General features: G+C 63.3%; 17 protein-coding genes. 4 read left to right on the forward strand and 13 right to left on the reverse strand.

Annotation, left to right across the window (positions count from 1 at the left end):
* On the reverse strand, window positions 1–1,047 hold the full coding sequence (locus GE253_RS18805; protein WP_153205690.1) for an efflux RND transporter periplasmic adaptor subunit: 1,047 nt from the start codon (window positions 1,045–1,047) through the stop codon (window positions 1–3).
* Between the two features lie 125 nt (window positions 1,048–1,172).
* Here GE253_RS18805 and GE253_RS18810 point away from each other — a divergent pair, with 125 nt between their 5' ends.
* Complete coding sequence (locus tag GE253_RS18810; RefSeq protein WP_173012729.1) at window positions 1,173–1,922, forward strand: response regulator; 750 nt, start codon at window positions 1,173–1,175, stop codon at window positions 1,920–1,922.
* A gap of 188 nt (window positions 1,923–2,110) precedes the next feature.
* Window positions 2,111–2,986 carry an ATP-binding protein gene (locus GE253_RS18815; RefSeq protein ID WP_247878745.1) on the forward strand — a complete coding sequence of 292 codons (876 nt, stop codon included), beginning with the start codon at window positions 2,111–2,113 and terminating at the stop codon, window positions 2,984–2,986.
* A gap of 78 nt (window positions 2,987–3,064) precedes the next feature.
* Here GE253_RS18815 and GE253_RS18820 read toward each other — a convergent pair whose 3' ends face one another.
* The 9 genes from GE253_RS18820 to GE253_RS18860 form a co-directional block, all read right to left on the reverse strand.
* On the reverse strand, window positions 3,065–4,291 hold the full coding sequence (locus GE253_RS18820) for a histidine-type phosphatase (protein WP_153205693.1): 1,227 nt from the start codon (window positions 4,289–4,291) through the stop codon (window positions 3,065–3,067).
* A gap of 38 nt (window positions 4,292–4,329) precedes the next feature.
* The gene (locus GE253_RS18825) at window positions 4,330–7,329 is read right to left on the reverse strand and encodes a TonB-dependent receptor (protein WP_153205694.1); all 3,000 of its coding nucleotides are present in this window, start codon (window positions 7,327–7,329) and stop codon (window positions 4,330–4,332) included.
* A complete protein-coding gene (locus tag GE253_RS18830; protein ID WP_153205695.1) occupies window positions 7,310–8,299 on the reverse strand; it encodes a FecR domain-containing protein in 990 nt (329 codons plus the stop codon). Before GE253_RS18830 ends, GE253_RS18825 begins: the two co-directional genes overlap by 20 nt.
* Entirely contained in the window at window positions 8,296–8,808 is a 513-nt protein-coding gene (locus GE253_RS18835; protein WP_173012726.1) for an RNA polymerase sigma factor, read from the reverse strand. The genes GE253_RS18830 and GE253_RS18835 overlap by 4 nt, the downstream gene beginning before the upstream one ends.
* Before the next feature lie 189 nt (window positions 8,809–8,997).
* A complete protein-coding gene (locus GE253_RS18840; protein ID WP_153205697.1) occupies window positions 8,998–11,739 on the reverse strand; it encodes a TonB-dependent receptor in 2,742 nt (913 codons plus the stop codon).
* A gap of 435 nt (window positions 11,740–12,174) precedes the next feature.
* Complete coding sequence (locus tag GE253_RS18845; protein ID WP_153205698.1) at window positions 12,175–13,149, reverse strand: PDR/VanB family oxidoreductase; 975 nt, start codon at window positions 13,147–13,149, stop codon at window positions 12,175–12,177.
* 36 nt (window positions 13,150–13,185) lie between these two features.
* Window positions 13,186–13,920 (reverse strand): GntR family transcriptional regulator, encoded by a 735-nt coding sequence (locus tag GE253_RS18850; protein ID WP_153205699.1) that lies wholly within the window; start codon window positions 13,918–13,920, stop codon window positions 13,186–13,188.
* Between the two features lie 9 nt (window positions 13,921–13,929).
* Window positions 13,930–14,976, reverse strand: a complete 1,047-nt coding sequence (locus tag GE253_RS18855) for an aromatic ring-hydroxylating dioxygenase subunit alpha (RefSeq protein ID WP_247878746.1) — start codon at window positions 14,974–14,976, stop codon at window positions 13,930–13,932.
* A 161-nt stretch (window positions 14,977–15,137) separates the two neighbouring features.
* On the reverse strand, window positions 15,138–15,518 hold the full coding sequence (locus GE253_RS18860; RefSeq protein ID WP_153205701.1) for a cyclic nucleotide-binding domain-containing protein: 381 nt from the start codon (window positions 15,516–15,518) through the stop codon (window positions 15,138–15,140).
* A gap of 127 nt (window positions 15,519–15,645) precedes the next feature.
* On the opposite strand from GE253_RS18860, the gene GE253_RS18865 reads away from it, so the two are divergent.
* On the forward strand, window positions 15,646–16,245 hold the full coding sequence (locus tag GE253_RS18865) for a TetR/AcrR family transcriptional regulator (protein ID WP_153205702.1): 600 nt from the start codon (window positions 15,646–15,648) through the stop codon (window positions 16,243–16,245).
* A 142-nt stretch (window positions 16,246–16,387) separates the two neighbouring features.
* On the opposite strand, the gene GE253_RS18870 is transcribed toward GE253_RS18865, so the two are convergent.
* From GE253_RS18870 to GE253_RS18880, 3 genes are all read right to left on the reverse strand, one after another.
* Window positions 16,388–17,413 carry a CmpA/NrtA family ABC transporter substrate-binding protein gene (locus GE253_RS18870; RefSeq protein WP_153205703.1) on the reverse strand — a complete coding sequence of 342 codons (1,026 nt, stop codon included), beginning with the start codon at window positions 17,411–17,413 and terminating at the stop codon, window positions 16,388–16,390.
* Between the two features lie 2 nt (window positions 17,414–17,415).
* A complete protein-coding gene (locus GE253_RS18875) occupies window positions 17,416–18,003 on the reverse strand; it encodes an ANTAR domain-containing protein (protein WP_029013390.1) in 588 nt (195 codons plus the stop codon).
* 244 nt (window positions 18,004–18,247) lie between these two features.
* Window positions 18,248–19,618, reverse strand: coding sequence for a NarK family nitrate/nitrite MFS transporter (locus tag GE253_RS18880; protein ID WP_153205704.1), 1,371 nt, complete (start codon window positions 19,616–19,618; stop codon window positions 18,248–18,250).
* 686 nt (window positions 19,619–20,304) lie between these two features.
* Between GE253_RS18880 and nirB the strand changes: the two genes are divergently transcribed.
* The gene (gene nirB / locus GE253_RS18885; RefSeq protein ID WP_153205705.1) at window positions 20,305–22,785 is read left to right on the forward strand and encodes a nitrite reductase large subunit NirB; all 2,481 of its coding nucleotides are present in this window, start codon (window positions 20,305–20,307) and stop codon (window positions 22,783–22,785) included.
* The last annotated feature ends 1 nt before the right edge of the window (window position 22,786 follow it).

The raw sequence follows: 22,786 nt of genomic DNA on the forward strand, positions 1-22,786 counted from the left end.
TCAGCGTGCCTCCACCGTCTTCACGAAATCACCCGCGCGGATCAGCGTTCCCGCGCGTTGCACCACCCGTAGATCGGGTGCGACCCCTTCGACCAGGGCCATACCATCCCGTTGCAGCAGGGGCGTGACGGCATGGCGGACGACATGGTTGCTGGCATCCACCTCCCAGACAAAGGCCCCCTCGCCATCGCGCTGAATGGCCGTGGCCGGTACGGCCAGGGCCGTCACCGGGTTCAGTTCAATATCGCCATGGACGAATCCGCCCACCATCAGCCCCTGGGCGCTGGGGATGGTGACACGCACCGCGGCGGCGCGGTCGGATGCATCAATGCGCGGCGAGACCAGCCGCACCGATCCCAGCAGGGAACCCTGCACGCCAGGGACCGTCAGATGCACATTGCTGGCCGGCTTCACACGGTTGGCCTGGCCTTCGGGAACCCGCAGTTCGCCTTCGATTTCACCGTCGCGCGCAATGCGGAACAGCGGATCGGTTGCGTTGGCGATTCCCCCCACCAAGGCCCGGCGCTCGAACACCACCCCGCCCGTGGGCGCGTGCACGGTGGCGCGCCGGATGGCCAGCTTGGCCTCCTCCACCTTGGCCTTCATCGTGGCCAGGGCGCTGCGCTTTTCCATGATCAGGCTTTCGCTGACAGCGCCGGTATCCTTGATGGAGAGGGTCCGCGTCGCCTCATCGCGGGCCTTGGCATAATCCGCCTCCATCTGCGCCAGCTGCAGGCGCAGGCCCTCGCTATCCAGCACGGCCAGCGGATCGCCCTTCTTGACGTGATCGCCCACCTCGGCCGACACATCCAGAATGCGCACATTGGTAAGCTCGGCCATCACCGTTGTCTCTTCTCGCGGCACCAATGTGCCGGCAACGCCGGTATGGTCGATGATTGTCTGTGTATGGGGACTGGTGACCGTGACGCTCAGAATCTCCTTCTTGGCGACTTCGGCATGGGTTTTCGTCCCCTTGTGCAGGATCAAGAAGCCTACAGCGGCTGCCCCGCCCAACAACAGAGCGGTTATTGCCAATTTACGGTACATATTCTCTGTTTGCCTCGCGATTGATGCGATGACGGCCGACTGGCGCTCGCCGGGAAAGTCTGAGAGGACCGTTGTGTTTTAATCGAGGGTGTGTGGAGAAATGATGGAGATGGCAAAAAAGAATGATGATACTGGATGCGCATGACGATGCGGCGGCACCCGGTCGGGGGCGGCCGGGCGAGGCGCTCATTCTCGTCACCGAGGATGAACCGGAGATTGCCGATATCCTGACCGCCTATCTGGAACGAGCGGGGTTGCGCGTGGTCCGCGCGGAGGATGGCCGGCGGGCCCTGGATCTGCATATGACCTTGCGCCCCGATCTGGTGCTGCTGGATGTGCAGTTGCCGCGGCTGGATGGCTGGCAGGTGCTGGCCGAAATCCGCCATCGCGGCAATACCCCCGTCATCATGTTGACCGCGCTCGACCAGGATATCGACAAGCTGATGGGGCTGCGCATCGGCGCGGATGATTATGTCGTCAAGCCGTTCAACCCGGCGGAAGTGGTGGCGCGCGTTCAAGCCGTGCTGCGGCGCTGTGGCGGGGAGGGGAGCGCCAGTTCCCAGCGTGTCCTGCGCTTCAGCCCCCTGCGCATCGACCTGGACGGCCATCAGGCGCTGATTGAAAGAGCCGATGGCGGCAGCCTGCCCCTGGACCTGACCCTGACCGAATATCGGCTGCTGGTGCATCTGGCCCGGATGCCGAAGCGGGTATTTACCCGCATGGAACTGCTGGAGGCTTGCCTGCCGGAAGGCGAGGCGTTGGAACGCACGGTGGACAGCCATCTGAGCAAGCTGCGCAAAAAACTGGAGGCGCAAGGTGTTGCGGGTGTGCCCGCAAATGTCCGGGGCGTCGGTTACCGGCTGGGTGATGTATGACGCCAACGATCGTGCCTCCAAAGGGCTCCGGTCTGCGGCGTCAGATCATCCTGTCGATGGCGGCCGTCGCAACCAGTGTGGTACTGCTTGTTATCCTGGGTTCTTATGCTTTTTATGCTTATTTTTATACATATTTTCCTTCCAGCATTTCCGATGACATCGTTCCCAACCCGGTGGAAATCATCTGGATGGCGGGCACGTTGCTGGTCGCGCTGATCTTGGCGACAGGTGTTGCGGTGAACCTGGCCCGCCGCATCCTGGCACCGCTGAATTCCGTGGCGGCCAGCCTGCGCCGGGTGGCGGAGGGCGACCTTTCTGCCCGGGCGACAATGGATGGCAGCCCCATTGGGGAAGCCACGCGGCTGGTGCTGGACTTCAATAATCTGGCCGAACAGATGGAAAGCATGGCCCGCGACCGGGCCTTCTGGAACGCCGCAATCGCCCATGAGCTGCGCACACCGGTAACGGTGCTGCGCGGCCGGCTGCAGGGTCTGACCGAAGGGGTCTTTCAGCCCACACCCGCCCTGCTGGCGGGCTTGTTGAGCCAGGTGGAAGGATTGGCCCGGCTGGTGGAAGATCTGCGCGTGCTGGGTCTGGGGGAGAGTGGGCGGCTGGATATCCAGTTGGAACAAGGCGATCTGGCCGCCAGCCTGCGCGATGCGGTGGGAACGCTGGAGCCCAATCTCCGTGCCGCCGGGCTGGTCCCGGTGTTGCAAATGGACGCGGACGAGGTGGTTTGCGACCCGGTGCGCATTCGCCAGGCCCTGATGGCCTTGCTGGACAATGCCATCAATCATGCCGAAGCCGGATCGCTGCATATCCGGTCCTTCCGCCGCAATGGTCTGTACCATTTGCAGGTAGAGGATGCGGGGCCGGGCATTCCGGCTGCGTTTAGGGAAAGCGTGTTTGATGCTTTTCACCGGGGCCAGAAATCCCGGTCCGGGCAGGGCAGCGGGCTGGGGCTGGCCGTAGTGCGTGCCATTGCCCGGGCCCATGGCGGCGATGTGCGCTGCCTGCCATCCGGCCAGGGCGGTACGATCTTTGATTTGACCTTGCCCGATTGACGGCCCGCCCGTGTCTGCCGACGTGCCGCTTAGCCCCTGTCGGCGCAGTGGCGCCGGCAGGGGCTGTCAGCTGGCCGATCAGGATTTCGCCAATGCCTGATTGATCAGGGTGGTGAGCCGGTCCAGCCGGCAGAAATCCCCCGTATCGGCGCAGCCGGGAATGGGCAGGATTTCCGTGAAAGGCGGCTGGGCTACTGAGAGTGGGGCCAAATGGCGGATCTGGTCCGGCGTCTGCGCCAGATAGGCCAGCCGCACCCACACCGCACCGGCCGGATCGCGCCAGCGTTCAAAGCGCAGGCCACCGCCGATGGGCGGATCATCCTGGCCATAGCCATCCACCTGGAAATGCACATCCAGCAGGCTGGACAGGGCGGCGACATTATTGTCATGCCCGATCAGCAGGGTCAGGGCCGGCCCCTTGTCTGCCGACAGGGCGTCCAGCACGCGCGGTGCCATCTTGAAGGCGGTGTGGCGGGCCATATAGTGCGGCCGTGCATAGACCTCGAACAGCAGGGCGTGAAGGCGGGAAATCCGCGCCAGTTCGGCGGCATCCAGCTTACCCCAGGCCACATCCTTCATCGGCATCCCTTCCAGATATTGCAGCAGGAAGACCTGTGCCGTGCCCGAGGTGATGTAGATCGGTCCTAGCAGATCAATGCCCTTGCCATCGGCCGACAAAGACAGGGTGGCCTTGCTGCCGGCAATATCACAGGGCGGGTTGCGGCGGTCGCAGCCCAGCGCCTTTTCCATCAAGGCGATTTCCGCCTTGTAGGGGGCGGTGATGCCCTGCGGGTCGCCCTTTTCCGCCCGGATGGATGCAATGGCTGCCTTCGGGGTGAAGCCCGTCATCTCATTGGGCGGGCTGAACAGCGGGTCGCGGGTGCCGGGTTCCAGATGGGAAACCTTGACCTTGCAGCCGGGGGCCAGACCGTCGGCCAGCGCCTCCCCGGTGCTGATGGTGCGGGCGGCGCTGTTGGTCCAGATATCGACCGTGCCGTCCGCCGGGCAGCCGGCGGTGGGCAGGATCTGGCCATTGGCGGCCCAGCCGCGCAGATAGCTGCCCAGCAACCGGGTGGCCGCCACGCCGTGGGCCGTCAGCAGGCTGGGCGGTTCTTTCCAGGCTGGCAGCGGCTTTTCGTTCAGGCCGGTGATGGCGGCCTCGGTTTCCAGCGGCGTGCGCAGCCCATGGCGCAGCAGCAGCACCGACCGTTCCAGTTTCCAGTCTGGCCCTGGTGCGGGGTCGCTGGCGGCCAGGGCAGGGGCGGCAAGCAGGGTGGCCAGCACGGCCAGGACAAGGCGTTTCAAGACAAGAGTTTCCTTGAGCTAAGGGAAAAATGGGGGGATCAGAATTCCAGCCGCAGCACCAACTGGGCGCTGCGACCGCTGGAAATGGTTTCCGGCACGGCATCGCTCTGCCGGCCGATGGTGGCGCGATAGGCAAGGTCGTTCAGCAGATTGCGGATGGAGAATTCCAGGGTGGCGCTGGGCGATATCTGCCAGTCGCCCTGCAGGTCCAGCCGTTGCGACGGCCGGACCCAGACATCCAAGGCACTGCCATTCATCCGGCTGCCGCTGCCGGAAAGGCCGTGCAGCCCGTATTTCTGGATATAGGCATCCGCCCAGCTGTAACTGACGGACAGGGACCAATCGTCCGCTGCATAGCGCAGGCGGCCATTCACCTGCCAGTCGGGCGCATATTGCAGCCGTTCCACCGGGGCCAGTTCCGGCATGTTCAGGCGCACCCGGCTGTGCTGGCTGTTCAGGCTGGTTTCCAGCACCAGGGCATTGAACGGATCGGGCAGGAATTCCAGTTCCTGCGCCGCCGCCAATTCTGCCCCCCACAGCCGCGCCGTGCCGCCATTGTAGGGTTTGACAAGGGGCAAGCTGGTCTCGCCCCCATCGGCCAGACCATTATAATTGGCCCCGGCATCATAAAGATAATGCCGCAACTGTTTGTGATAGAGCGACAGGCCGGCATGGCCGCCGGCCCAGCGCCATTCCCCGCCCAGATCGATATTCAGCGCCGACACCGCCTTCAGATCGGGATTGCCCTGGATGAGGGTGATGGTGCCGTTGGCGTCGCGGTTGGCCGTGGCGCTGCCGGAAAGCTGGTAAAGCGCGGGGCGCACCTGCCCAGTCCAGATGGCCAGCCGGTACCGCTGATCCTCATCCGGCGTGTAATTGACCAGCAGGCGCGGCAGCCAGGCGCTATAGCGGCTTTCGCCATGGTTCCAGCCATAGGCTATGCCGCCCGCCGGCACCCCCTGGTTCCCCGACAGCCAGTAGCGCGTGCTGATCTCTGCCCGTTCCACCCGCAGGCCGGGCAATAGCTGCCAGGGGCCGCGCTGCAGATCGGCCTGCAGATAGGCGGCGCTGACCTCCTCATGTCCGCTCATGCTGTTGCCGTTATAATCGTCCGGGGTCCAGACGAAGTCACCGACATTGGCGCGAAAGCGTTCCAGCAGCAGCCCTTGATCGATCAAGGGCACCTGATAATCATACAGCCCCTTGGCTACCGTCACCCAGGTGCCATCGGACAGGCCCAGTGCCGTCAGATCGCCCATGCGGGTGCTGGGCGGCAGGGCAGCAGCGCCGCCGCTATTCTGCGGGCGCTGGTTGCGGCGGGTGACGCTGTTGTCACTGCGCACCAGCTTCAGGCCGGCTTGCAGCTTCATGCCGTCTGGCCCTGTCTCCAGGTCCAGCCCGCCGCCATCCTTGCGCTGCCGGCTGGTCAGGCTGGTATATTCACCCAGGTTGGAGGCGGGAATGGCGGCGGCATCCGCCAGCATTGCCTGCATCTTCGGCCCCAGCAGCGGCACCGGATAGCCGCCCTGGTCGACCACCTCCAGCCCCTCATCCACCGTGGTGCCATTGCTGTTCCAAAACGACACTTCGATATGGCGCGGCTTGTCGTTACGGCCCCAACTATGGAACAGATAGGGGCGTAGGGTCAGGGCGCCTGCCTTGATCTCCCCGCCGCCATGCAGGGTCAGCAATTCGGCTTCGTCCGGGTTGGTCTGGAACCAGTAGTGCAACTGGTTCTTGATGCTCTGCGTCCGGTACAGCCCGTTGCCCAGCGGGATGCGGCGGGTGAAGCTGGCATCCCGTCCGCCCTGGAACCCTACCTGATAGACATCCTGTTCGGTGTCGGCGCGGCTCCAGCCGGCGCGCAGGAAGGCGCTGTAGGGCGCATCGGGCCGCCAGTCCAGTGCGGCCGAGGCGCCGCCCCGCTTGGTGCGCCCCCGCACGAATTGCGCGTTCAAGGAGGTGGCCAGCAGGTTTCGGTCCGCATCCATACCGGCCGGATTATGGCCGGCGGCATCGGTGATGGCATAATCGAACTGGCCGCTCTGATAGGTCTGCTGCTGGCTGGCGAAGGGGCGGCTGTCGGCATGGGCGCGCAGCACCAGCCCCAGCGCATTATCCCGCCCGAACAGGCGGGACCATTCCACCTCGCCCCCGCCACCAGCGCCGGAGAGTTGATAATCCCCTGTCCGTGTTGTCCAGTTGCCGCGCAGGCTGATACGGGTGCGCTCTGCCCCCAGATCGAAGGCGCTGGCACTGCGGAAATCAATGATGCCGCCGATGGCATCGCCATCCTTGTCCGCCGTCAGGGCGGTTTCCAGATGTAGCGCGTCCGGTCCGAAGGGGGGCAGCAGGCTCAGTTGCACATCGCGGCTATAGGGCAGGCTCTGAGCGATATTGACGCCATCCATCAGCAACTGGCTATAGGCGCCGCCCAGCCCCCTGATGGCGATGGACTGGCCCTCTGCCCGGGCGGCCCGGTCGATGCCGCCCAGATCGCCTTGCAGGGACGTCATCATCACATTCACACCGGGCAGGCGGCCCAGCAGCTCCGCCATATTACGGTCGGCCGCCCGGTTGAACTCCGCCGCCGGCAGGATATGCACGGGCAGGGGGGAGCGCAGTTCGGCGGCAAACCGGTCCTGCATGCGCTGCCCGGTCACCAGGATTTCCTCTGCCGGTTCCGGCGGTTTGGGCGGTGGCGGCAGGCTGGGGCGGCGGGATGGGACGGGCAGGATGACGATGGTGCCGTCCGGCTGTTCACGATGGACCAGCCCGGTACCGGCCAGCAGCAGATCCAGGGCGGCCAGAAAGCCAGTGCCTTCCGGTATGGCGGGGGCCGGACGCGGGGGCAGGGCGGCACCCTGGAACAGCAGGTTGCGCCCCGATTGCCGAGCCAGGGAGAGCAGCGCATCCGACAGGTTGTTCCGCTGCGGCACTGGTGCGGCAGGGGCCGTACCCGCCGCCAGCAGGGCGGCCCCCAGCGCGATGGCCGCCACCTTGCGGCCCAGGCAGGGATCAGCGCCGGCGCGGCTCAAGCTGATACTCCCCCGGTGCCGTTTGGCGCCAGGATAGCGGGTGCAGCAGGGTCAGGGCGTTCAGGAAGCCACTGATATCGGCGGTATGGAAAACCCCGCTGACCTTCAGCCCGGAAAGGGCGGGATCGGCCAGCCGCATCCGCACACCGGTGCGGGCCTCCACCTCCGCCAGCGCCTCCGTCAGGGGTGTATCTTCAAACACGGCCTGCCGGTCCCGCCAAGCCAGCACCCGGCCCAGATTGGCGGCAGACAGCCGCAACGGCGCGCCTTGGGCCTGGCTTTCCACCTGCTGGCCCGGTTTCAGCACCGTCAGCACGCGGCCATTCTGGGCGTCGCGCACATCGGCCGCCCCTTCCAGCAGCACGACGCGTACCTTGTCCGCCCGGTGGCGGACGGTGAAGCGCGTCCCCAGATCATGCACAACCAGACCGCGGGCCGCGACCGTGAAGGGGCGCATTTTCTCATGCATCACGTCGAATTCGGCTTCCCCCTGATGCAGGGTCACCTGCCGGGACAGGGGATCGATGCGCACATGCAGCCTTGTGCCGGCATCCAGCCGCACCGATGTGCCGTCCGCCAGCATGATACTGTGCCCCTCGCCGGGGCCGCTGGCATAATCGGCCTCCGTCACCGATCCCTGCCAGCCGATCACGGCCAGCAGACAGGCCGCCGCCATGCCGAACCCGGCCAGCAGCGGCCCCCGCCAGGAACGGCCGGTGCTGCTGTTGCGGGCGATGCGGAAATTACGGGCGCGCAGCATGTCCGGGCGCATCCGGCCCCGGTCATTGATGGCGCCAGAGGCGATCCAGGCGCGCGACACGATATCCATCGCCGCCACATGGTCCGGGCTGGCCCGCAGCCATTCCTTCAAGGCGGCCTGCTGATCGGGGCCTAGCTTGCCAGAGGCCGACAGCCGCATCCATTCCGCCGCCTGATCCAAAATTCGTTGTTCCGGGTCGCCCGTTATCACTGTTCCGTCTCCGCCAGATGACGGCCCAGATGCACCAGCGTGCGGTCAACCAGCCTTGTTACTGTCCGCGTATCCATGCCCAGCCGTTCTGCCACGTCACGATGGCGCATCCCATCGACACGCACCAGCAGGAACACATTGCGGGCAATGGGATCAACCTGCTTCAACGCCTCTTCCAGGCGTTCCAGATTCTCACGGCCGATCAGCGCCTGTTCGGGGTTGATTGCCTGATCGTCGATCAACTCGCCGGCTTCTTCCAATTCCTGATGCTGGTCGCGCAGGCGGGCGCGGTCGCGCCGGAAGCGGTCCACCACCAGGCTGGAGGCAACACGCAGCAGAAAGCCACGCCAATTGCCAACGCGTTCGGCCGGGGCCGCACTCAGCACCCGGACAAAGACGTCCTGCACATAATCTTCCACATCGCTGCCGCCACCGATCTGGCGGGTGAAATAGGCCCGCAGCATCGATCGATGCTCGGCATCCGCCAGGGTTCGGGATTTATCCGCCATTCTTCCGCATCCAGCCTGGGCCTTGCGGCCATGCATATTGGCGTGTGTGGTCCTAGCGGATGTGGGTTGCAGTTTGATGACGGTGGCGGACATGGCAGCTCCCCATCGGTGCAGGGCGGATGTGCTATGCACACCACCCTGCACCGGCGCGTGAGACCCGGTGATCGTCTCCGACCACCGGGGTTGGCATCAGTACGTGTATTTGATGGTCAGCAGGCTGGTGGTGCCGCTATCCACCACGTCGGAGATCGCCAGACTGTTCTTGCCCACATGCGACCAATAGGTGTAGTCGCCGAGCAGGTTGGAGACGGAGAGATCGACGCTGAAGCCGCCTTCGAACTGGTAACCGGTATGCAGGTCCAGGCGGGTGGTCGGGCGGACCCAGAGATTGTCCCAGGTGCCCGGCTGGTTCAGGAAGTTGTAAACGGAGACGTAGCTGCCGGTGTAATTATAGATGACGTCGAAGGTGAAGCCTTCATATTCATAGAACAGCTGGGCATTGGCCAGCCATTCCGGGGCGTTCTGGATGCGCTGGTCACGGCCCACCGTATCGTTGCCCAGGTCCACCGAGGTCCATTGGCGGGTGAGATTGCCGCCGATGCCGAAACCATCGAACGGTGCCGGCAGATCCTTGAACTTCTGCCGCAGCGTCAGTTCCAAGCCATAGACATCGCCCTTGCCACCATTTTGCGGGGTCAGGGTCCGGGTACGGCCGCTGCCGCCCAGGGCCGCATTCACGCCGTCAGAGCCGTTCTCGTAGAGATAATCCGACAGGTGCTTGTAATAGCCGCCGAAGGAGGCATAGCCGCCCCAATCGCTGCGCCATTCACCCGACAGGTCGGCGTTCAGCGAACGGATCGGCTTCAGGTCCGGGTTGCCCATGGTGATGGTGGTGACGCCGTCATCCGACAGGTCATAGCGCGCACCACCGGCCAACTGCACAAAGGCCGGACGGGTGTAGGAGGTCCAGACCGCCGCGCGGTAAACGCTGCTGTCATCCGGGCGCCAGTTGGCGTGGATGCTGGGCAGCCATTCATTATAGGTCGTCTCGGTCTTGGCCCAGTTGCCGCCGACCTTGCTGCTGGCCGGCAGTTCCCAATAGGTGTTCTTGATCTCGGTATGTTCAAAGCGCAGGCCGGGGATCAGTTCCAGATCGCCCAACTGCCACTGACCCATCACATAGGCGGAGCTGACCGCCTCGCTGCCCTTCTGGGTGTTGCAGTTCATATTGTCGACATAGGGGCGATCACCGCCGCAGCTGTCAAAGCTGGCGGCATTCTGGTACTTGCGGAACAGTTCCAGCATCCGGTTATGATCGATCTTCGGCACCGACCAACCATATTTGCCGGGGAAAATCTCGTCATAGCTGTCCTTGGCAATGCCCAGGCTGGACCAGGTGGGACGGCCGCCGACCAGATCGGAGAAATAAGCGTTGGTCCAGTCGCGGTTGGTCACCTTGCGCTGGCTATCGATGTACTTGGCGCCGAACTTGACGAATTGCAGGCTGCCTTCATCGAAATCATGCTGCAGGTCGATCTTGCCGCCGCGCTTGTCCTGGCCGCTGGCCTGGGAGGTCAACTGACCAGCGCGGCGGGCATAGAGAGCGGTGCCGGCATTATCCAGCGCATTATACATTTCCGGCGTCAGCAGCGGGATGGGGAAGTTATTCTCATAGCCCATGGAGACGCCGCCGCCATAGTTCCAACGGTCGTTGGAGCTGAACTGGTCGTTACGGGCTGAGGCCTCCAGATGGTCCGGGCGGTTATTGTTGCCCATGCTGTAGAAAAGCTGCGGGGAGATCGTCCAGGCACCGATCTTCTTTTCCGCCCCCAGCTGGAAAGTGGAAAGGTCCGCCTTTTCCGGGTTGGTTTCATACCAGATGGAGGTGCGGAACTTCTGGATATCCAGGCCGTAGAGGCCGCTGGGCTGCTGGATGCGGCCCTTGTTGGTGCTGACAATCTGGCTGAAGGTGCTGTTCTGCACCGTCTTGGCAAAGGCGTAAGAGGCACGGAAATAGGCCTGCAGCGTTTCATCCGGGTGCCAGTCCAGCGACAGGTTGCCGCCGTACCGCGCGGTGCTGCCATTTGACACGCCGAGATTCACACCCGTCTGCACCACATTGGACAGCGGGTCCAGGCCCGGCGCGCTGTTGGAGCCCTTGCCATCGCCGGTCAGCGCATAGGCCCAGCCGCCATCGCTGCGGGCCGCCATGGCACCGGCCATCTGGCTGTTGGCATAGTTGCGCTTGTCATAATAGGCGCTGACATAGACGCCAAACTGGTCATCCTGGCCGAACTTGAAGGCCAGGTCGCCGGCGGTGCCACCGCCCAGGCCGCTATCGCCATAATCACGCGCCCGGCTTTCCATACGGCCGGAGACGGTCATGCTGGCATGGACATCCTGCTTGAAATCATAGGCCGTGGGGGTGCGGAAATCGATGGTGCCACCGATGGCATCGCCATCCATGTCGGGCGTGGAGGTCTTGTTCAGCGCGATGGTGTGCAGGCCCGACGGCGGCAGCAGGCTCAGCTTCACGCCGCGGCTGTAGGGCATCCCCTGGGCCACGGTGATGCCGTTGATCATGTTGACATTATATTCGCTGTTCATGCCGCGCACGGCGGCGAACATGCCTTCACCACGGGCCGCACCATCAATGCCGCCGAAGAAGGACTGGCCGGTATTCACCACCGTCACGCCCGGCAGCAGGCCCAGCGCTTCGGCCACATTGTGCACAGCGGTATGTTCCAGATCCTCGTTGGAGAGGATGGCGACGCTGTTCTTGGACTGCATCTGCGCGTCGCTCGCCTGATAGCGGGTGGCGACGACCAGGATCTCTTCCAGGACAAGGGGTTCATCCGCATGGGCGGCGGCGAAAGGGGCAAGCGCGACGGCGGTGGCCAGCAGCACCGATTTCAGGGCGGGGCGATGCATGATGATCCTCAAAGGCTCCGTACTTGGGTTTGGAGGGATGTCACCACCCCTCATCAGCCAAGACGCATCCCGCACCGCAATAACCGCGTGTCACAGAACTTTCTTAAATCAAATCAAGACGTAACGAAACTGACATCTTCAGGTATGCTGGTTTCTGCAAAGCAATCGTTTATCCCAGAGTGTCTGTCTGGAAAGTTATCGTGCCTTTCGAAACCTTACCCTTTCCCCACCGTCATTCCCGCGAAGGCGAGAATCCAAAACCCGCGCTGTTGTATGGATTCCCGCCTTCGCGGGAATGACGGTGGAAAGATTGGAAAAGCAGAGAAAGTTCTCAGACGGGCTCTGAAACAAGTCCGCCCCCGCACCGACAGTCATCAATCATGACCATTGGTGCGGGGGCGGTGATCAGAGCCGATTACCGGGACGTATTATCCATCAAACCGGACGATAGCCGGTATCAATCACAGCATGGCCGCCGGCGATGCGGGAGACGCAGGCGCACATGCGCTTGCCTTCGTGCTTTTCTTCCTCGCCCAGGAAGACATCCCGGTGGTCGATGGGCTGGTCATGGTCCAGCACCTCCACGGCGCAGAGGCCGCATTCCCCCCGTTTGCAATCATGGATCATCGCCACACCCGCTTCCATCAGCGCATCCAGCAGCGACTGGTCGGGCGGGACGGTGACCGTCAGGTCATAGCCCTTCACGGCCACCTGGAAAGGGGTTTCGGTGAAGCGGCCAGTATCGCCAAACACCTCAAACCGCAGGCGGCTGATCGGGCGGCCGGCGGCGGTCCAGGCCTTCTTCGCCGCTTCCAGCATGGGCAAAGGGCCGCAAATATAAAGCTCGCCATCGAGGGCCAGCCTGGCGATCTCCCCCGCCATATCCACCATGGACCCCTGGTCCTGCGGATGGATCGAGAGATCATCGCCGAGCGCGGCGCGCAGCGGTTCCAGGAAGGGCATCGCCCCCAGGCTCTGTCCACCATAGGCCATGCGCAGCTTGGCCCCGCGTGCCTTCAGCGCCAGCGCCATGCCGTAAATCGGGGTGACGCCGATACCGCCCGCCATCAGCAGATAGTCGGTGGCCCGCCAGGACAGATCAAAGCGGTTTTCCGGCGTGGTGATGCGCACCGCATCACCCGGCTTCAGCGTGAACATGAAGCGGGAGCCGCCCCGGCTGTGGGGATGCAGCTTCACCGCCACCGCAACATGGCCGGGGGCGGCGTCGGGCAGACAGCTATAGGTGCGCAGGGCGTGGCCATTCTCGATCGCCACCCGGATGGCAATGTGTGAGCCGGGATCGAACGCCGCCAGCACGATGGGGGCGGCAAATTCAAAACGGCGGATGCCTTCAGCGATATCGTCAACGCGCGTTACCCGCGCATCCAGCCAGGTGACGTCATTCTTCATTATATTTCCTCCCTGTATTGTTGGTGGGGTGCGGCGTCAGCCGGCGACCAGTGCCAGCGCCGGGAAGCGGCGCAACGCCTCGCTGCCCCCTTGCATCACGGTTTCCAGATTGCGGCGGGCCAGCCGCGCATGTTCTCGCGCCACGGATTCCGCCCGCGCCCCTTCGCGCAGGCTGATCGCCTCCACCATCGCCCGGTGCTGGGCCTGGGCCAGCACCAGCGAATGCGGCACCACCGGTTCCGCCCCCAGCTTTTCCAGAAAGGCGCTGGGGGAGGCGAAGGGCAGGCGGGTGATCCGCTCAATCTCCCCCTCAATAGTGACACTGCCGGACAGGCCGGAGAGCAGGTCGTGGAACTCCTCATTCAAGGCGATATAGCGTTCCATCGACGGGCCGGCCGGGTTCTGGGTAACCACCAGATCAATAGCATCCAGCACCCGGTTGATGGCCAGCATCCGGCGCGGTTCCACACCCCGCTCGGCCGCCAGCCGGGCGGCCGTGCCTTCCAGCACGCCGCGCAGCTCAATGGCGTCAATCGCCTCGTCCAGGGTGAAACGGCGGGGGATATGGCCCCCCGCCGGCACCCGTTCCAGCAGACCCTCCTGTTCCAGCCGGGCAAGGGCGGCGCGAATGGGCGTGCGGGAGATACCCAGCTTTTCCGCCAGCCCCGGTTCGGACAGGCGTTCCCCCGGTTCCACCGCCCCGCGCAAGATCAAATCCCGGATGCCGGCCAGGGCCCGCACCGTCTGCGCCGCGTCCTTGTTGTAGCTCATGAGGGGATCTTACTCGGCTGCCAGTGAGGCGACGGGGCGGTTTTCGTCAGCAATCATCTTGTCGATCAGCCGGCGCGCCCACATGGAGCCGGCATCGATGTTGAGATTGTAGAAGACATGGCCCGGATTATCGTCGATGGCCCGCTGCTGGGCTTCCAGAATGCGTTCATCTTCGCGGAAGATGCCGGAAACGCCTTCACGGATCTTGTGCGTGCGGGCCTGGTTGTGAATGTCGAAATTGCGGGCAAAGGCCCAGAAATAGTGACAGGTCTTGTCGGTTTCCGGCGTCAGGCAGTTGATGACGCGGCCATCCACGCCCTTGCTGCGGTCGCCTTCCGGTGCGCCCGTGCCGGTGGGAGCGACACCCACCTCAATGATGATGGTGGAGGGGGCAGTGAAATTGATGATCTGCCAGCGGTCCACATGTTCCTTCTGGCCAAGATTTTCTGCCCAGAAGGGGGGCGCATCAATATCGATCATCCAGCGGGTGATGGTGGCCGTCTTCTGGCTGTGCGTGGCGGTAAAGGGGGCCTCCGCCACGGCCTGATTGCCGATGGAGCTGCTATGCACAAAGGTTTCGTGCGTCAGATCCATCAGATTGTCGACCACCAGCCGGTAATCGCACTTGGCATGAATCACCTTGCCATCGCCGGCCCAGGCGGGATCGGTGGCCCAATGGATATCGGGGATCAGGTCCGGGTCGGCCAGGGCCGGATCGCCCGGCCAGATCCACAGGAAGCGATAGCGTTCCACCAGCGGATAGCTTTTCACACAAGCCGACGGGTTGATGGTATCTTGCGACGGCATGTATACACATCGCCCGGTATCATCAAATTTCAGCCCGTGATAGCCGCAGACCACCCGGTCTTCCTCCAGCCGGCCCAGCGACAGCGGCAATAAACGGTGCCAGCAGGCATCGGCCAAGGCGACCGGAGTGCCATCCAGCTTGCGATACATCACCACCTGCTTGTTGCAGATGGTGCGCGCCAGCAGGCTGCGCCCCAGTTCTACATCGTAAGCGGCGACATACCAGGCGTTAAGGGGGAAGCCCGTCATCATAACTCTCCCTGGGTGTATGTTATTATTCATAACTGTATACAGCTTTCCGGGGCATGAGTCGAGAGATGATTTTCAGGCTGATATATTCACCCGGCAGAAATCTAAAGGGCGGTGGCCGCGGCGGTCTGAGGGCCTTGATCAGAGCCGACAGGTTCTGATCAAGGCAATTGAGTATTAGCCTCCAGCTCATCCAGCCGTTTGGCCATGGTGCGGATATTGTCGATCAGCAGTTGCACCAGCTGGCGCAGCAGCGGGTCGGCACCATAGAGGCTTTCCCGCAGCACGCTGGCCGGCATCCGCATCAGCACCGACTCCAGCTCGGCCGAGGCATTGGCCATGCGGGGCTTGCGGTCGAAAATCGCCATTTCGCCAAACACACCCTTTTCATCGACCGATCCGATGATGGTGGGATGCTCAATCTCCCCCCGCCAGATGCGCACCCGGCCCTTTTCCACCACATAAAGGCTGTCGCCGGGATCGCCTTCCTTGAAGATCATCTCGCCGGGTGCGAAGGTACGGCGTTCGAACGCGGCGGACATAGGCAAGGCGCTCCCGCAATGATTAACGACTGCGCCATCATTACGCCCGGCACCGGCATTTGGCTATAGGCTGCCATGCCGAGCGTAGGGGATTGACAATAGAACGACCGTTCGTATTATTTTCCTCATGAGCAAAGGGGAACGCACACGCGCCGCCATCCTGGACGAAGCGCTGGCCATGACCAGCACGGACGGGTTGACCGGCCTGACCATCGGCACGCTGGCGGAACGGCTGGGCATGTCGAAAAGCGGGCTGTTCGCGCATTTCGGCAGCAAGGAGATGTTGCAGGCCGCCGTCTTGGAGCGGGCGGCGGAGCTTTATGCCGATACAGTGGTGCGCCCCGCGATGGTTTTACCGCGCGGGTTGCCGCGTGTGCTGGGCCTGTTTGAAAATTGGATTGCCTGGACGCTGGCCCCAGTGTTGCCCGGCGGCTGTCCGATCCAGGCCGCATCGATTGAGTTTGACGACAGGCCCGGCCCCTTGCGCGACATGATCATCCGTCATCAGGAGGATTTGCGCCATCTGGTGACCGGGGCGGTGAAGCGCGCCGTGGATGAAGGCCATCTGCGCGCTGACCTGGATGTGGAACAGTTCGCGTTTGAGGGGATTTCGCTGTGCTTCGGTTTCACCCAGACCTATCGCCTGCTGAAAGATCCAAGGGCTGAGGCTTGGGTACGAACGGCCATCAATCGGTTGATTGAGCGCAGCCGGAGGGGCGGGGCTTAACATCGTAAGCCAAGGGTGCCTTATGCGCCCGCCCGGCGCCTGTGGGAACGCCAATCTCCCTGGATCGGTCACGATCAAGGGAGATTGGTATTATTGTGAAATAATGAGGGGTTTGGGTCACGATCAATAGGATGTGTCAGGATCAGCCCGCGTTGAAGGTGCCTTGGGCCAGATCGTGATAGGCGGGGGTCCAGAGGGCAGCCAACATATTGGCATCGGGCATAGTATCCGGGGCCAGTTGGCCGGCGCGCATCATATCCGCCACCAGTTGCTGCGCCTGTACCAGGTCCGGACGGCAATCCTCAGCCTTGGCTGCCTCTGCCTTCACCAAGGTGGCGGCGATCAGCTCGGCCGGCTGGCCGACATAGCAGGGTTCGGCCAATAGTCGCGCCAGCGCCCCATGGTTGGCCGGGTCATGGCACCAGTTAGCCGCACGCACCATGGCCCGGACCAGGGCAACCGTTCGATCCCGGTGCGGCGTGACCTGGTCCGCCCGCAAGGCCAGAACCTTTTCCACGCCGCCGGGTCGGATATCGGCCTTGGTCGCAACGACAAGGCCGGCACCGCGCGCCACAGCCAGCGCGTTCCACGGTTCCCCGGCGCAATAGCCATCGATCCAGCCGCTGGTCAGGCTTTCCACCATGCGCGGTGGGGCAACAATGCCGATATTAACGTCCGTCCGTGTATCGATCCCGCCGTCGGACAGCCAGCTCAGCAATTCGTAATGATGGCAGGAAAAGGGGAAGACTGTCGCAAAGGACAATGGCACCTGCCCGCGTGCCCGGTCGGCTTCGATAACCAGCTGCAACGCGCGTGCCCGCTTCGCCGGGGGGCCGGCCATGATCGCCGGTGCCACCGCCACCATGCGGGCATGGAGTGTTGCCGACAGGGTGATGGCATTATTGCCCAGGCCCAATGTCACCGGCACCACCAGCGGTACAGCGGGTATTCCGGCGATGCCCTGGTGCATGGCCAGGGCCAGGGGTGCCAGCAGATGCGCGCCATCCACCAGACCAAAGGCCAGCTTGTCACGCAGGGCCGCCCAGGAATTTGAGCGTTCCAGCACAAGATCAATACCTTCCGCTGCCGCGAACCCCCGTTCCGCCGCCACCACGGGAATGGCGCAATCCACCAGCGGCGCGAAGCCCAGCTTGACGATGTCGGGCATCCTCACAACTCCATCTCGAACGCGGTGATTACGCTCTGGGCAATGTCGGCCAGCTTGCGGTTCTGCTTCATGGCCGTGCGCCGCATCAGCGTATAGGCATCCTCTTCCGACAGGCCGCGGTTTTTCATCAACAGGCCCTTGGCGCGTTCCACCAGCTTGCGATCTTGTAATTTGGCCTGCGCCTCGTCCCGTTCCCGTCGCAGCCGGTCAAAGGCGTTGAAGCGGCTGACCGCCGTCTCCACAATCGGCTTGATCCGATCCTGCCGTAGGCCATCCACCACATAGGCGCTCACGCCGGCCTCGATGGCGGCGTGGATCATCTGGCTGTCGCTCTGGTCCACGAACATGGCGATGGGCCGTTGCACCAGCCGGCTGACCTGAAACATCTGTTCCAGCGTGTCACGGTCGGGGTTTTCCAGGTCGATGATAATGACATCCGGGGCCAGCGCCTGGATGCGGGCCAGCAGATTGACCGAAGGCCCGATGGTGGACACACGTACCCAGCCGGCTTCCACCAGCCCACGTTCCACCACTGCCGCCCGGTCGGGGCTGCCATCAATGATCAGGATGGAAAGATCGGCATTGCCCATGGTCGGTTTTTTGGTGCCTGTTTGGTTGGCTGTTTGCGGAGATCGTAGAGTGTTTCGGGTGCAATAAGGTACGGATGATTTGACGGGAAATATTTTGGCTCTTCTACCGTCACCCCGGCGCAGGCCGGGGTCCAGTTCGTAGAGCGAAGTGCTTGGCAATCTGGACCCCGGCCTGCGCCGGGGTGACGGTGACGATGGGCTATCTGTGTATGGGGTGGCACCCGCCGATGCCACCCCATTCCCCTTACTCCGCGGCCACCACCACGCCACCCGGCTGGCGCGATGCCGCATCCCGTTCGGCCAATGCCGCTTCCAGCCGGCGCTTTTCCTCCGCCGCCACCTCGGGCGAGAAGCGGATGGCCAGGGCCGCGAAAGAAGCAACGGTAACGCCGATCCCCAGATAGAACAGGCCCTGCTGATAGGTCAGGCTTTCGGATTTGAACAGGAAGCCGGCCAGCACCGCCCCCATATTGCCGCCCGCCCCAACAATACCCGCCACGGCCCCCAGCGCCTTGCGGTTGATGAAGGGGACGATGCCAAAGGTGGCACCACAGCCCAGTTGCACAAAGATGGAGAACATCATCATTGCGGCCACGGCGGCCACCAGCACACCCATCTGGGAGAACAGGATCAGCGCCAGCCCTTCCAGGAACAACACGGCGAACAGCAGCAGGACCCGGCCCCGCAGGCCCGATTTGGTGGCCAGCCGGTCAGAGATGAAGCCGCCCAGCGTGCGGGCAAACAGGCACATGGCGCCGAACAGGCCGGCGATCATGCCGGCAGTGGCCAGATCCAGCTTGAACTTGTCGAAGAAATAGATCGCCGCAATATTGTGCAGCGTCAGTTCCACGCCAAAGCAGGCACCATAGGCGATGAACAGGGCCCAGACGCGGATATCGCGGGCGGCCACGGCGAAGCTGTGCAGACCGCCCAACCCGTCGCGCCCGGCGGCCAGCGCGCCGCTGGACCTCAGTTCAGCGAAATTGCCCTCCGGGCAATCCTGGGTGAAGTTCCAGTAAAGCCAGGCGGCGACCAGCAGCACCAGCCCCGGCACCACCATGGCCAACCGCCAGCCCATGGTCTGTTCCACGCCGAGCGAAACGATGGCGGCCATGATCAGCGGCATCACCATCTGGGTGATGCCGCCGCCCAGATTGCCCCAGCCCGCCGTGGTGGCGTTGGCCGTACCCACCACATTGGGGGCGAACATCACCGAGGTATGATACTGGGTGATGACGAAAGAGGCACCAATCGCCCCGATGGCCAGCCGGGCCAGCAGGAACGTTTCGTAACTATGGGCCAGACCGATGCACATGACCGGGATGGAGCCCAGCACCAGCAGCCCCGTATAGGTTTTGCGCGGCCCCAACCGGTCGCAAAGCGGCCCGATCACCAGCCGTACCAGCACCGTGATGGCGACCGAGGCAATGATGGTATTGCCGATCTGGGCCTTGGTCAGCCCTAAATCCTCGCGCACCACTGCCATCAAGGGCGCAATGCCAAACCAGCCGAAAAAGCAGAGAAAGAACGCTAACCACGTCAGGTGAAAGGCGCGCATCTGCACTGTCTTCAAGGAGAACAGGTCTATGCGCGTTGCTTTATGCCGGATTTCCATCGTGCGAGCCCCTACGTCCCGGGCCGCTGGCGCTTGATTGTCTGCGCGCGGCCACTTGAGTTCACCCGTCGGGCCATCCGCACCGTCACGATATCCACGATATCATCCTCGCTGCGGGCGGCCATGCGATAAGGCACCTGTCGCCGATCCGGCCGGGGGGCCGTGTGATCGGTTTCAGGCACCATTGCCTGGTCGTCCGCCATTGGACGATGTCGTTTCTCTCCCTGCGTCGGGAGTGCTGCACTCTCAGCAACGGTCATGCCAATTCCGGCGCACTGCGGTAGGGGTTTGATGGATAAGGGTAATCACGCTTTCGGCCCTGGATCGGTGCAAGGGGAGACTGTTCGCCATTGCATAAATTAAAGGCTTTCGTCGGCAGGTGCCTTGATTTTGCGCAATAATCATCAGCGCTCACTGCCCTGCTTTCAGCGTCTTATTTTAAGGATCAAGCCTTATCAAACGGTTAGCGTCTAGCATCCCGGTTGGCATGGCTTTCGCTATAAGCAGGGCAGGTCAGCAACGCTGCTGACCCCCTGCCGCCCTGGAAGGGGTGGCGACATAGGGTGCCCAAGGCCGGGCCCCACCGGATAATGGCGTCCGAACATGTGATTGACCCCAACGGGTCGGCTGCATGGTCGGACGCCTTTTTTATTGCGCATTTTTTGCGCGAGCGAGGATGGACCGACATGACGACCAACCATTCTTCTCCCCCCGACGGCACCCACAAGCCCCGCCTTGTCGTGATCGGCAACGGCATGGCCGGTATCCGCGCCGTGGAAGAATTGCTGGACCGGGCTCCCGGCCTTTATCAGATCAGCGTCTTTGGTGCTGAACCACGGGTCAATTACAACCGCATCATGCTGTCGCCGCTGCTGTCGGGGGAGAAGACCTTCGACCAGATCGTCATCAATGATCGGGACTGGTATACGGCCAATGGCATTACCCTTCACGCCGGCGATGCGGTGGAGACGATTGATCGCCAGCGGCAGGTCGTCATCACCAAATCTGGCTTGGAATGCCCCTATGACCGGTTGCTGATCGCCACCGGCTCCATGCCCATTGTCATTCCCATTCCCGGTGCCCGCCTGCCTGGCGTCGTCACCTTCCGCGATGTGGATGATGTGGATGCCATGCTGATCGCCAGCGCCAAGGGCGGCCATGCCGTGGTGATCGGCGGTGGCTTGCTGGGGCTGGAAGCTGCCGTCGGCCTGAAGGCGCGCGGCATGGATGTGACGGTGCTGCATCTGGCCGGCCATCTGATGGAACGCCAGTTAGATGCCTCTGCCGGCCATCTGCTGGCCAAGGAACTGGAACGGCGCGGCTTGACCGTGCTGACCGGGGCCGACACTGCCGCCATTTTGGGCGACAGCCATGTCACCGGCGTGGCCTTGAAGGATGGCACCGAACTGCCGGCTGATCTGGTGGTGATGGCCGTGGGCATCCGCCCGGATACAAGGCTGGCGGCGGCGGCCGGGCTGGAGGTCGGGCGCGGTATCATGGTGGATGACCATATGGTCACCAGCGACCCCGCCATCATGGCCGTGGGTGAATGCGTGCAGCATCGCGGCTCCTGCTATGGGCTGGTGCAGCCGCTGTTCGACATGGCCAAGGTGCTGGCTGACCATCTGGCTGGGCGCAAGGGGGCTGGCTATGCCGGCTCCGTCACCTCTACCAAGCTGAAAGTCACCGGCGTGGATGTCTTCTCCGCCGGGGATTTCAGCGGCGGGCCGGGGACCGAAGATATCGTGTTCCGCGATGCTGGGCGCGGCATCTATAAGCGGATCGTACTGGAAGAAGGCCGCGTCAAGGGGGCGGTGCTGTATGGCGATACCGGTGATGGTGGCTGGTATTTCCAATTGCTGAAGGCGGGGGAGGATGTCTCCCCGCTGCGTGATACGCTGATCTTCGGCCAGGGGTTCGCCCCGTCGGAAGGCGGTGCGGCAAACCCTACCGCCGCCGTTGCGGCGCTGCCTGATACGGCGGAAATCTGCGGCTGCAACGGCGTCTGCAAGGGCACCATCGTCAAGGCGATCAATGAGAAGGGCCTGACGACCCTGGATGCGGTGAAGGCCTGTACCAAGGCATCGGCATCTTGTGGTTCCTGCACCGGTCTGGTGGAGGGCTTGCTGACCCATACGCTGGGTGGGGATTATCAGGCTGCCGGCGTCAAGCCGATGTGCAAATGCACCGATCACGACCATGACAGCGTGCGCCGCCTGATCCGGGTGCAGGGGTTGAAATCCATCCCCGATGTGATGCAGGCGCTGGAATGGAAGACGCCCGATGGCTGCCATTCCTGCCGCCCGGCGTTGAACTATTATCTGCTGGCCTCCTGGCCCGGTGAGTACGTCGATCACGCCGCCAGCCGCTTCGTGAATGAACGGGTCCACGCCAATATCCAGAAGGATGGCACCTATTCCGTTGTGCCGCGCATGTGGGGCGGGCTGACCAATGCCAACGAGTTGCGCGCCATCGCCGATGTGGTGGAGAAGTTCGACATTCCCACGGTGAAGGTCACGGGCGGCCAGCGTATTGACCTGCTGGGCATCAAGAAAGACGATCTGCCCGCCGTCTGGGCTGATCTGAACGCGGCGGGCATGGTCTCCGGCCATGCCTATGGCAAGTCGCTGCGCACGGTGAAAACCTGTGTCGGGTCTGACTGGTGCCGCTTCGGCACGCAGAAATCCTTGGAGGTCGGCGTCAATCTGGAACGCATGACCTGGGGTTCCTGGACGCCGCACAAGTTCAAGATGGCCGTCTCCGGCTGTCCGCGTAATTGCGCCGAAGCCACCATCAAGGATTTCGGCGTCATCGCCACCGATGGCGGTTTTGACCTGCTGGTCGGCGGTAATGGGGGCATCAAGCTGCGCGGCACCGACCTGCTGGTCAAGGTGACGACGGAAGAGGAGGTGCAGGAATATTGCGCCGCCTTCATGCAGCTCTACCGCGAAGAGGCGCATTACCTGGAACGCACAGCCCCCTGGATTGAACGGGTGGGGCTGGATTTCGTGAAGGCGCGGGTGGTGGATGACGCGGAAAACCGCCGTGCCCTGCATGACCGGTTCCTGGCCAGCCAGCGCCATGCCCAGGTCGACCCCTGGGCCGAACGCGCCCCCGGCACGGCCGCCGCCGCCCGTGACTTCCGCACGCTTGCTACTGTGGAGTGAC

This window comes from Niveispirillum sp. SYP-B3756, assembly GCF_009495745.1.
Taxonomy (GTDB): Bacteria; Pseudomonadota; Alphaproteobacteria; order Azospirillales; family Azospirillaceae; genus Niveispirillum.